Source organism: Treponema sp. OMZ 838 (assembly GCF_000775995.1).
Lineage (GTDB): Bacteria > Spirochaetota > Spirochaetia > Treponematales > Treponemataceae > Treponema.
The window spans coordinates 2,582,773-2,595,479 of sequence record NZ_CP009227.1; the positions used below are offsets into that span (position 1 = coordinate 2,582,773).

Annotated in this window: 8 protein-coding genes; 7 read left to right on the forward strand and 1 reads right to left on the reverse strand. The window is 46.3% G+C overall.

Going from position 1 to position 12,707, the window contains the following annotated elements; genetic code table 11:
- Window positions 1–424 precede the first annotated feature (424 nt).
- Window positions 425–1,795: a PALP domain-containing protein gene (locus tag QI63_RS11640; RefSeq protein ID WP_044016597.1), complete on the reverse strand. Its 1,371-nt coding sequence runs from the start codon at window positions 1,793–1,795 to the stop codon at window positions 425–427.
- 188 nt (window positions 1,796–1,983) lie between these two features.
- Between QI63_RS11640 and QI63_RS11645 the strand changes: the two genes are divergently transcribed.
- From QI63_RS11645 to QI63_RS11675, 7 genes are all read left to right on the forward strand, one after another.
- Entirely contained in the window at window positions 1,984–2,793 is an 810-nt protein-coding gene (locus QI63_RS11645) for a leucine-rich repeat domain-containing protein (protein WP_144389686.1), read from the forward strand.
- 70 nt (window positions 2,794–2,863) lie between these two features.
- Window positions 2,864–5,626, forward strand: a complete 2,763-nt coding sequence (locus tag QI63_RS11650; protein ID WP_235619711.1) for a tetratricopeptide repeat protein — start codon at window positions 2,864–2,866, stop codon at window positions 5,624–5,626.
- 18 nt (window positions 5,627–5,644) lie between these two features.
- Window positions 5,645–7,072, forward strand: coding sequence for a 3-phosphoshikimate 1-carboxyvinyltransferase (gene aroA, locus QI63_RS11655; protein WP_044016603.1), 1,428 nt, complete (start codon window positions 5,645–5,647; stop codon window positions 7,070–7,072).
- Between the two features lie 26 nt (window positions 7,073–7,098).
- Window positions 7,099–8,412: a sodium-dependent transporter gene (locus tag QI63_RS11660; protein ID WP_044016605.1), complete on the forward strand. Its 1,314-nt coding sequence runs from the start codon at window positions 7,099–7,101 to the stop codon at window positions 8,410–8,412.
- Window positions 8,413–8,633: 221 nt separating this feature from the next.
- Window positions 8,634–10,145, forward strand: coding sequence for a phytoene desaturase family protein (locus tag QI63_RS11665; RefSeq protein ID WP_044016607.1), 1,512 nt, complete (start codon window positions 8,634–8,636; stop codon window positions 10,143–10,145).
- Window positions 10,126–11,142 (forward strand): phytoene/squalene synthase family protein, encoded by a 1,017-nt coding sequence (locus QI63_RS11670; RefSeq protein ID WP_158506668.1) that lies wholly within the window; start codon window positions 10,126–10,128, stop codon window positions 11,140–11,142. The genes QI63_RS11665 and QI63_RS11670 overlap by 20 nt, the downstream gene beginning before the upstream one ends.
- 1 nt (window position 11,143) lies before the next feature.
- On the forward strand, window positions 11,144–12,601 hold the full coding sequence (locus QI63_RS11675) for a DUF92 domain-containing protein (protein WP_044016611.1): 1,458 nt from the start codon (window positions 11,144–11,146) through the stop codon (window positions 12,599–12,601).
- Window positions 12,602–12,707: the final 106 nt, after the last annotated feature.

Genomic DNA, 12,707 nt, shown 5'->3' on the forward strand with positions numbered 1-12,707 from the left:
GTATCTGCGTTGTCGCTACGCCGAAATAAATGCTCAACGTATACCCGATACGTCTCCGCTTTATTTCGGCTAGGCTCCTAGCATTTGCAGAACTGCCAAGGATGGCAGTGGTTTTATACAGGAGCGAGATTTGGGCTATGCACAAATCTCGTCGTTAAGCAGTTGTACACGGATGTACAACTGCTTAACAGGCTATTTTCAAAAGGCTTTTTTCGAGGATACACGGTACATCACAGACAGGGATGTCCGTGGTTCCACGCAGTAGCGATGTTTTTGCCTCGCAAAAACTCGCGTTCAGAAGTGTACACGGATGTACACTTCTGAACAGGCTATTTCAAAAGGCTTACGGTAGGGCTATATACGGCGCATTGCGGACAGGGACGTCCGTGGTTCCATGCAGTAGCGGTGTTTTTGCAAAAGGTGATTAGACGAGAGACAAAAGCCACTCTTTCAAATCTTTTGCGGATGAACATTCCAGTGTCGGCTCATCTGTTATTTGGGGATTATATTTTAAGTAAGTAGGTACTGATGGGTATATTCCCGTTGCCGTTCTAACTGCTTCGGAGTGGAACACGGGATGTGTTATTTCCGGGATAATCGTGATACAAGAATGAACAGTGTGTTCATCGGATACCCAACGGGGCAGCGAACCGGTATTCATACAAAGACTTTCAATAGAATTATGTTCATCCGCTATTACCGAACCGTTTCTTACCGCGTTCCACCCCTGCCATACAGTCGCAATATCGGGACTGATAATACAACCTGTTCGATCTTTACAGTCTCGCATTGCCTCTAACACGGAATCTTGATTAAACCGAAATAAGGCAACCTCCGGGGCGCATCTTTCCGGAGCGCTGTGTGCATACAGCATTCTAAAGCGTTTACATTCTTCTTCGTAGTCTTTTTCAGGAATACGGCAAGCAGCATTAACTGTCGTAATACAACCGTTTATGGGCGCGCCCATCTCTTTTGCAAGTACGGCAGCATTGAGAGCATTCGGCTGCTTCAACGGAGTACCGATAATCAACTGCGGCCGTTCAATATTGTTATCATAACCGGCTCGTGAAAGTACCGCTAATGCAGCATACATACAGCAACACACCTGCGATAACAGATAGCCGATATGCACTGCATGAGGAATAAAAAGCTCCATCGAGCCGGCAATATCAGCATCTGCTGCCGTTTCTTGAACCATTGCTTTACAGTCAGCCAGAGAGCCGTTGACACCAAAGATATGTATGTGTTCGGGAAGTAAAAGAAATTGCTGTTTTATCATGGGCTGAAAAGCATCTTTCGGATCTTTAGGATATAAAAAAGTTGCATGAATATCTTCAAACTCGGAAAATGCTTTTGCAAGCGAAAGCGTTTCACACTCCGTCCCTGCAAAAAGAATATGCACCGGCTTCCCGCTGCGCTGATAGAAATAATCGACCAGCTGTGCAGTAAACCGCGCGCCGAAATCGGTATACGATCCGCCGTCTCCATGGGTAAGTTCAATGATATAAGTACGGGGATCAATCGGAAATACCGGAACCCTGAAAGGAAATGCGCGTGCAATAAGGGTGTATAAATCGGATTCGGGAATAACATCCCGAAAAAAGGATCGGAACACTTCAAATGCAACATCGCGAAAGGAAGGCGGCGGGTTTTTATATATCAGCGAATCGGGTAAAATCGGTATCTGCCGGGGAATATAATTTCCCCCTTCTTCATCGTTTATTTTTAACAGCATCTCTAAAGGAATGCATACGGACGGGTCTTTCACATTATAAAAAGATATGGACGGTTGCATATTTATTTATAGCATAGATATACAGTGATTTCAATTGTAGAGAATATATTTTTCAAAACAACCACATCGAACATCTTTCGCAAATTACCGAAATTATAGATTTTTCATTTTGACAGGCAAAAAGCAGTATGCTAGGATTATTTCAAATATATGTTTGATGATAGAATCGTATGGGTGGAGAATAAACGGTGATGTTGATCGAAAAAAACGGATTAAAACTATATACGGATACTACTAATAAAATTTCAGAAGCTTCAATAACAAACTTTTCAGATGAAATTAAGGCAGAATTACAGTTGTATAATTTGAATAAGCTTACTGTTGATAGCACGCATTGCATTGACGATTTTTCAGTTATCGTAAGATTAAAAACTCTTTCTTCTTTGATTATAAGATTTGATTATAAAACAATTGATATTTCTTTTGTAAATGAAATGCCAAATCTGAAAGAATTAGGCAGTCCAAAATTTATAGGAAGTATTACTAATAAGAATATAACGAGTATTGGTTATAAGTGGCATAAAAAAAGTGATATTTCTCAATGTAGTAATCTTCAGAGTATCGATATTCATAACTGTAGTGATTTAGCAAGTTTCTTTAAGCAAATAGATAATTTACAATTTTTAAAAAGAGTTTCTTTTTTTAGATTGACTGCCTCCTCTATTCCGCTTTGTAGATTAAATACGAATATAGAAGAATTGACTTTCTCTTATTGTCCAAAACTTCAAACTTTAGACAACATTGGCAATACGTTGCCAAAAGTCACAAAGATGACAATAGAGAATTGTAAAAATGTATGCAATTATGAGGCATTGTCGGAATTTAAAAATTTACAAAAATTGAGCATTTTTGATTCATCTCCTATTTCGGATGTATCGTTTTTAACAAACTTAAAAAAACTAACACACATAAGAATAGGAAAAACACAAATAACTGCGGAAAATAAAGATTTATTGAATAATATCAAGAATGTTGATTTATGTATGACTGGAATCTGATGAGAATTACGGCCTTGAACATCTCCAGATAGACTTTTTTTCTTTTTTCCGCTATTTTTATCCTATGGGGATGTTCAAACTTTACATCGATTATTTTAAAAGTAAGATTAAAAATCTGCGAAAGCCTAAAGAAGAAATTCCAATTGATTACGAAGAAATCGTTGAAGAACAATGGCAGGCAGATTTTTCCAAGCCTGAGAACTGCCGCTTTGCTGCCGAAACGGGTGACGGATATACGGCAGCTTTTACGCCGCCTGAGCCTACCGGAAACAATACGGGCGGCATCACGCTCGAAGCGCAGCGGAAGCATCTCTATGCGTGGACGGTCAATCCGGTATTCCGCTATAAGGATGTGATTATCGAAGCCGATATGCGTTTGCCGGAGCCGGCAAAAAAGCCGGACGGACAGGACACACCAACCGATAAGGCGGGAGGATTCGCTGCCGGAATCCTGTTCCGTTATATCAGCCAGAGTACCTTTTACGCACTGATGATCTCCGATGCGGGATGGGTACGGCTCGATGCAGTCGTCAACAGCACTCCGATGCCCCTCCTAGGCTGGGTAAAAATCCCCGGCTCCGCTCATCCCGATATCGATCATCATAGTTCAGATCACTCCGATCCAGATCAGTCCTATTCAGACCATTCAAATCATAAAGAAGAGACGGATACAAAACGTGCGTACTCAATCAAACTGATCGCGAATAATACGACTATCACTATTTTGATAAACGGCCATTGGGTTGCCTGCTGCGAGGATGACACCATTCAGGCAGCGGGAAAAATTGCCTTTGCAATTCAAAACTGGGAAACCTACCCGCAGGTTACCGCGCAGCTTTCCCGCTTTTCGTTAAACTCCATCCCGATGACGGTAGAAACGGCATACACGGAAGCAAACGAATTTTCCGCGGTGCCGCCGGATGCCCGCATCAGTCTTGCAAAAACGCTCTACGCGATGGGGCGGTATGTTCCTGCCCTGCTCCAGCTCCGGGCTGCAGCACGGTTAAAGGAACCGGAAGAAGCGGATCGGATACTGGCAGGCCGCATTTATTTTGCACAGCGGATGCTTGACGAAGCCGAGCGGGAATTTCAATCGGTCTTGGAAGCGAATCCTTCCAACGAGGAAGCCTTTGCGGAGCTTGGCGGCATTTACTATCGGGCTGAACGGTATGAAGATTTACAGCATTTACTGCAAAAAGTTCCGAAGCCGATGATGTCGCAATCCTCCTTCCTTTCAAACCTTGAAGGACATTTATTCCATGCCTTGGGCAAGCACGAAGAATCGGCAGAAGCATACCGGCGGGCGTTTACAATCAATCCCGATCAGGGGCTTTTTGCCTTCCATCAGGCGAATGAACTCTACGATTGCGGGAAAAAGCCGGAAGCGGTAGATGCATATATGCAGGCTGCGCGCGCATTTTTACAGCAGGAAGCCTACGATGACCTTGCGGAAGTTATTACGATATTGGAACGTATAGCGCCGAATGATCCCCGAACGCTTTCGATTGCCGGAAAATATGCTTACGCAGTGGGCAGATACGATGATGCTTTGCTCAAATTAAAAACGGCATGCAAAAAAGGTTCGGAAGATTCCGCTGACTGGTACCTGTACGGACTGCTGCTCAAAACAGATGAACCGAAAGAGGCGGTCAAAGCATTCAAAAAAGCATGTACCCTTGAACCGGAGTACGGATTATATCAGTTCCGGCTGGCGGAAGCACTCTATTTAAGTAATGGAAAATATCAGCCGGCATTGGAACAAGCGCTTGCCGCCGATCCGCACAACGGTTGGGTGCACAATTTACGTGCATTAGCAGCATTGCGCGAAAACGATATTGAACAGGCGGAAGCGGCAGTCGCGGAAGCGCGCAGGCTACTGCCCGATGAAGTATCCCTGTTGGTAAACTACCTTGAAGTACAACGCAGAAAGGGGCAACTTGCAAAGTGTCTGCCGCTCTTCGATATTGAAAACGGAACCGCCGATCTTGCTGTGGAGCGGAATCGGGCGGCAGCGTTCCATGCCTTAGCGAATGCATTTGCCGACGACGATTCCCGCGAAGAAGCGCAGCAGTGGTATTATAAGGCATTAAAACTCGATCCGAAAAATCCTGAGCTTCTCACCGATAAGGCTGAAAACGACTATGCGCTCTTCCTTCTCAACGAGGCCGATGACGGTTTGGTTAAGGCGCTCGATATTCAGCCGTCCGTCCGGATATATCAGCTGATTGCATCCATATCCGTTCAAAAAGGCGACTATGCCCGTGCGGAGGTAACATTGCGAACCGGACTTGAAGCCTTTGCCGACAGTGCCGACCTGCACTACGACCTTGCCTGTGTGTACCGCAACACAAAACGGTTCGAGCAGGCACAAGCACAGGTTGTACAGCTTAAACGGTACGAAACGTCGGAACGTGTCGATGCGCTTGAACGAGCCCTCGTGCAGGATACCGGGGCAACCGCTCAGCCTGCCTCAGAGCCAAAAGCTGAACAAAAGCCCAAGAGAACAGCCTCGGCAAAAAAAACAAGCAGAGCTTCCAAATCTGCCGCGGATGTAGAAGAACCTGTTAGCAGCACCAAGACAAAAAAAAGGACAAGCGCCAAGTCTGCTGCAGGCGAAGAAGAAGCGGACGCAACAAAACCCGCTACCGGTACCAAGACAAAAAAAGCTGCATCTGCTAAGTCTGCTGCGGATGCAAAGGCAACCGCAAGAACCAAGTCCGCTGTAAGCAAAAAAAGAACGGCAGCGACTGAGCCTGCCGCAGAAGAAACGGCCGATGCAAAAACCGAAAAAGCAGCGGTAAAAAAGCCCCGAACAAAAAAAACATCCGGCTAGCAGAATAAACCGACAGTTATGAATCTCAGAGTGAGTACGCCGTCTTTTTGCGGAACGATGACGGCGCCGTCTTCCAAAAGCCATACGCTCCGCGCCCTCATCTGCGCCTCTTTAGCGGACGATACTTCGTTTATTACCGCGCCTCTTATCAGCGGGGACATGGAAAGCGCCGTACAGGTACTGCGGCAGCTCGGCGTTACCATTACGGAAGTATCGAATAATCCGCTTGTGCTCAAAGTTACACCGCCAGCCGGCGGTCTCCTCGCGTCCGCAGGGCGCGGTGCCGCGGAACGCATTCTCGACCTCGGCAACTCTGGTTCCCTCCTCTACTTTTTAGGGATGATCCTTGCCGCAGCCGATATGCCGGTGTGTCTCACCGGAGATGAATCCCTTCGGAGCCGCCCCGTGGAACCGCTCCTTTCAGTATACCGGCAAGCGGGCATCCCGTACTCGGCGGCAAGCGTTAAGAACAGTACAGGCAGCATGGAAGTCCCGCCGCTCCGTTTTTGCGGCCCGCTGTCCGCCGGAGCATATCAACTCGACGGTCCTTTTTCCCAGCCCGTAACGGGACTCCTCCTTGCAGCGCCGCTTTTAAACGGAATGAGCCGCATTACCTTTAACAATGCAGGGGAACGTCCGTACCTTAGGATGACCTGCGCTTGGCTGCGCATCGCCGGTATCGAGGTACTAAACCGCGGCAATTGCTATTTTGAGGTTGCAGGCGGACAGCGCTATCGTGCCTTTACGCAAACAATCCCGGGCGATTGGTCGTCCGCCCTCTTTCCCCTAACAGCAGCCGTCATCTGCAATACGGCGCTTACGCTGACCAACCTCGATCCCGCAGACACGCAGGGGGATTCGCAGGCGCTTTCCATCCTCAAAGCGATGGGCGCTGACATCCGCTGCGATACGGAGCGCCGTACGGTTTCGGTCTTTCCCATATCCGGCGAATTAAAAGGCGGACGCTTCGACTGTACGGATATCCCCGATGCGGTTCCCATCCTCGCCGCTGCCGCCGTGTTTTGTACGGGAGAAACACTGTTGCTCAACGCCGGTGTGTGCCGTTTTAAAGAATGCGACCGGCTTGCTGCCTCGGCGGAAGAACTCGCAAAATTCGGAGCGGATATCACCCAAGGAGAAGATTTTCTCCGCATCGGCGGCAGCGACGGGAACAGCAGCACCGTAAACGGCAGCGGCGGACAGAAACTCCATCCCGCACGGGTACGGAGCCGCGGCGACCACCGCATCGCGATGATGCTCGCCGTTGCTGCCTGCGGAATTGCCGCACGGTATCACAGCGGACAACAATCGGATACAACGAAGGAAAATACCGAAAATTTTTCCGAACCCTCTTGTATAGAAGATTTTGATTGTGTAAGAATATCCTACCCTCAGTTTATCGAGGATATGAATGCGGTAGGCGCCGCTTTTAAAGAAACAAGGTAAACAGCCGCAAAATTATTGAGGTAAAAATGAAACAAAAACGAGAACTTTTTAAAACAAACATCGGAATGCTCCTTGCCTGCGTAGGCTCGGCAATGGGATTGGCGAATATTTGGATGTTTCCCGCCCGCTTAGCAGAGTTCGGAGGCATCACGTTTCTTATTCCGTACCTCATTTTTTTATTCGGCTTTTCCGCCTTCGGACTGATGGGAGAATATGCATTCGGACGAAAGATGCGTAAGGGGCCGGTACTTGCCTTTGAATCGGTTATTGCGCAAAAAACCGCGAATCCCCTACTCCGTGCCGTCGGTTGGTTTCCGGTCGTAGCCCTTATCGGCATTTTATCGTTCTACACCGTTATCATCGGATGGATACTGCGTTATCTTGTATTGGCGATTACCAATACATTTCCAGTGCTGCATCCCGCTTTTTTCGAATCCTTTGCAGGAACGCCCGCCAATATTCCGTGGACGCTCGCCGCCCTTGTTGCAACGGCGCTGATCGTCAGTCTCGGCATTCAAAAAGGCATCGAACGCTTTACCACCGTGATGATGGCAACTTTTTATATCGTCGTTACCGTGATGGTTATCCGTGCGCTCACCCTACCGGGCGCGTTACGCGGAGTTGCCATAATGCTAAGACCTAAGTGGGAAGCATTCGGTCATTTAAGAATCTGGATATATGCGCTGGGAATGGCTTTCTTTACTCTCAGCCTCGGCGGAGCTGCAATGTTGATATACGGAAGCTATATGCCGGAGGGATCCGATGTTCCCCGTACCGCCCGCCAAACGGCAGGCTTGGACTTTCTTGCTTCGGTGATGTGCGCCCTGTTCACCGTTCCGGTCGCATATTCGCTTGGAATCAATCCGCAGGCGGGTGCAGCGCTCCTCTTTATTGCCGTACCTAAAATTATCGCACACATGCCGGCGGGCTATATCTTCGGCATACTTTTTTTCCTCTGTGCACTGTTTGCCGCCCTTACCTCTTCAATTGTTATGCTTGAAGTCCCGGTCGAGTCGCTGATGTCCAAATTCAGAATCGGCAGAAAAAAAGCTGCGATTATTATCACCGCGTTAGCAGCATGTATCGCCGTACCGCTCAACTTTGACATGAAGGTATTCGGCACCTTCACCGACGCTGTCGCTATCATCATTTTTCCGCTTGCAGCGGTTACAGCGGCCTTTGTCATCTTTTGGGTATATGGAGCACAGCAGACACTCGACGATATCAACCTTCATGCCAAGCATAAGGTCGGCAGTTGGTACGCCCCCTATATGCAGTATGTCTTTGTACCCGTATGCCTGATTTTAGTTATTGCCGGTATCTTTCTCGGGGGGCTGTAAATCGGGTACTCCCCGTACTTACAATTAATTCTTGGGAAAATTGTTTTTATATTGTGTGCTCTGCCTCTGTATGTTGATTTTCTTGCTTGCTTTTACTTATTATTATCTTCTTTGTATCTTTTTTATTAAAATTTATCTCTGCAAATCAATATAATCAGAATGATTACTAATTGACAAAAAAAGTTTCTCGCTCTATATATAGTAAGATAAGGAGAGATTACATGAAAAAGATTATCGTTATCGGCGCCGGCATGGGCGGTCTTTCAGCTGCTATTCGCTTGCAGCATGCAGGCTATCAAGTCGAAATTTATGAAAAAGAAAAGGTAAGCGGCGGTAAAATGCATCCCATACATGAGGACGGCTACCGCTTCGATGTAGGACCGACCATTGTGATGATGCCGAGCGTCTACCGTGAGGTTTTCGAGCTTGCCGGTAAAAATCCCGATGATTACATACCTATGACACGGCTTGACCCGATGTACGAAGTGTATTTTAAGGGAGAAAACCCCCGACATTATAAAGTCAATAACAATCTTGTTGATTTAATGAATATGGCTGAAGCCAAGGGAACCGACAATTCGGCAGGTTTTATTTCTTATTTGAATGAAATATACCGGCGCTACATTGTCGCCGTAAAACATTTTATCACTCGCCCTTTCAGAAAACCGCTCGATATGTATAATCCCTATACCCTGTATCAGGCGCTGAAATTAAAAACCTTTAACAGTGCAGATAAAATGATGGCCTCGTTTATTCCGGATGCCGACCTCCATAGTATGTTCAGCTTTCAAACTCTGTACATAGGCGTATCACCTAAAAAAGGCCCTTCTTTATATAACATCATTCCGATGATAGAACTCTTTTACGGTATATGGTTTATAAAAGGTGGTATGTACACCATGGCTGAACAGATGGCAAAGCTGTTTCAGGAATTGGGCGGGAAAATTCATTACGACAGTCCGGTCGAAAAAATCCTCATAGAAAACGCAAAGGTAAAGGGAGTCCTCACCAAAGGCAAAGAGGTTGAAGCCAACTATGTTATTTCGGATGCCGATTTCCCCTACACCATGAAGGAATTGATCGACGACGAAAAAACGCGCGGAAAATATACGGACGAAAAAATCAAAAACATGGATTATTCGTGTTCCTGTTTGGTATTTTACTGGGGAGTCGAAAATCCGCACAAGGATTTGAGCGTTCATAATTTTGTCATTTCCGAAGATTTGGACGACAACCTGGCATCGATTTTTACGGGCGATTTGCTTAAAGATCCGTCGGTATATCTTCATGTGCCTTCAAATGCGGATCCCGATACCGCGCCACAGGGAAAATCGAGCTTTTATCTTTTAATACCGGTATCCGAACTGAAAACCGTAAAGTATGAGTGGGATGCAAAGACGGTCGATTATTACCGCGAAAAAGCTCTCGAATCCCTAAAATCGATTCCCGGACTTGAAAACCTGAAAGAAGAAATCGTTTCGGAACACGTATTTACACCGAATGATTTTAGAAACCGTTTTAATGCACACTACGGGGCAACCTTCGGTCTACAGCCGACCTTACGGCAAAGCAATCACCTTCGCCCCCAATCGAAGGCAAAACACTGCGAAGGTTTGTATTTTACGGGAAGCAGTACGCATCCGGGTGCGGGTGTTCCAATCGCTATTGAAGGGGGAAAGATATGCGCTTGCGAACTGATAAGAGATGATCCCGATGATAGCGGCTCAAAATGAGGATAAAACGATAACGGTTCTTGAACAATCTTATCGGGCGGCACGGATTCTGATAAAAAACAGAGCAAAAAGTTTTTACCGTGCCTTTTCTCGCTTAAGCGAAGAACGGTTTAACGCTGTTGCCGCCGTCTATGCTTTTTGCCGCTATGCTGATGATCTGGTAGACGATGTGTTTGCATCCCGCACAGCGGCTCAAACCGAAGCCCTTCTTGAAAATCTTGAAAAAACCGTTTTATCGTTGTATGGCGGTCGCGTGCAGGATGCTTCCCGAACTGCCGATGAGGCTTTAAAAACTTCTATGGAAGAATGGCTCCCCGCACTTACGGATACGGTACAAAGGTTTTCAATCCCGAAAGACGGCTTTTTAGCCCAAATACGGGGACAATACCTTGATCTTCACTTTCAAGATATAAAAACGAGCGACGAACTTATCGAATACTGCCGTCTTGTTGCGGGCTCGGTAGGCTTGATGCTCGCCCCCATATTGGCGGATGAGAAAATCAATCCCTGCGATGAGGATTTTCTTTCAGCCTGTGAAAATCTCGGTATCGGTATGCAGATAACCAATATTTTGCGCGATATAGGAGAAGATATACTGACGCGCAATCGGATCTACCTTCCTCAGGACATGATGATCACGCATAATCTGACAAAGGATGACATTTTACACATGAGCAAAGCGGCAGTACAGGGCAACATTGCGATACCTGCACAGTTCACAGCATTGTGGGAAGAACTTTCAAGGCTTGGAACAGGTTTCTATAACGATTATGTAAGATACCTTATGTATTTTCAAAGCTCATGCCGGCTTTCCGTAGCGGCAGCAGCCCTGATATATCAGGCTATTGAAGATGAGGTGAGAAAAAACGGGTATAACTGCTTTTCAAGACGCTGCTCAACATCAAAGCTCACAAAATTCAAACTCATTTTAAAAGCAACACAACTTATCACAGAATTGCAGTCCCGTAAGGCGACCGCTGTTTCAAAGGAGAGATAATATGCAAAATATGGTCGCCTTGGGCATTTCGATGGCTTATATTTTAGCCGTTATTTTTGTATCGGGAGTTATTGCAAAGTTGAAAAACGGAAGCAGTGAATTTACCCGAAAATTCGTACACATCCTGGTAGGGAACTGGGTGTTTATCGTTCCTTTTTTTACTGACTTATGGGCTGTAGTACTGATACCCTTTATTTTTATAATCGTAAACAGTTTGAGCTTAAAGTATAAGCTTATTTCATCGATGGAGCGGAACGATGACAGTTTGGGAACGGTTTACTATGCGGTTGCCATGTTTTTTCTTTCCGGTATCGGCTTTGTGCTGAATTGGCTGATGCTGCCTCTGATAGGCTTATTGACTATGGCCTACGGCGACGGTCTTGCGGCAATCATCGGAAAAAAATGGGGAAGGAAAAAGCCTTTTCCCTTTGCGCCAGAAAAATCACTTGTCGGCTTTTTTACCGTTGTTATTTCCTGCCTTATCGTTAGTTTGGCGGTGATGTTTTATTTCAATCTCCGTTCCGATTTTCCGCGCCCGTTCCCGATTTTAGCTGTGATAGCTCTGGTAACAGGCTTATTTACGGCTTTCATCGAATTGACCGGAAAGCGCGGTTGCGACAATCTGTCGGTTCCGATAGGGTCGGGACTCTTGGCATCATTTTTATACTATCACTGGAGCCTCGGCTTTGCCCTGTATTTGCTTGCGGCGGGAAGTATCCTCTATATCGCATACAAGAAAAGGTCTATCACTGAAGACGGCATTGTCGCCGCGGTTTTAACAGCGGCAACGCTCTATACCTTCGGCGGAATATGGGTGGCACTAAGCCTACTTTTGTTTTTTATCCTCGGAAGTTTCAGTTCAAAACTTAAAAACAGTACAAAAGCGGAAGCCGAACGCACTCAAGAGCAGGGCGGGAGACGGAATTGGAAGCAGGTTTTGTGCAACTCTCTTCCTGCAACGGTTTCCGTGTGGTTTTCAGCTATGATGAAAACGGATAATCCCGTTTTTACCCTGTTAGCCATGTCTGTGTTTGCCGCCGCCTGTGCAGATACCTTTTCTTCGGAAGTCGGTATGCTGTGTAAGGGACGGGTTTTTAATATTATAAATGGAAAAACTCTTCCGCGGGGCTTATCGGGCGGCGTTTCGTTTTGCGGATTTTTAGCAGGTCTTACAGGCAGCGCCCTTATGTCCCTGCTTGCTCTTCCCGCCTTCGGCGTCAAAGGATTTGTTATAACCCTGTGCCTGGGTTTTTTCGGTTCGGTTATAGACAGTATTTTAGGCTCAACCCTCCAACGAAAGTACGAGGGCTTAAATGGCTTACTACAGGATAAGGCGATTTACATCAACCAATTACCGGCAGCAGGCTTAAACTTTGTAACAAATAACACTGTTAATTTATTGAGCCTGTTTATCGTCGCCCTCACAGGCTCCCTTATTTTTATTGGTATGCCGTTGTAAAAGGCAGCGAGCACAAAGCGTTATAGGGAACCCCTAAAATTTCCTTCGGCCGGATGTTCACAATCTCCCTAAAAAAGTATAGAATATAAGAGATTGCCGATTATCT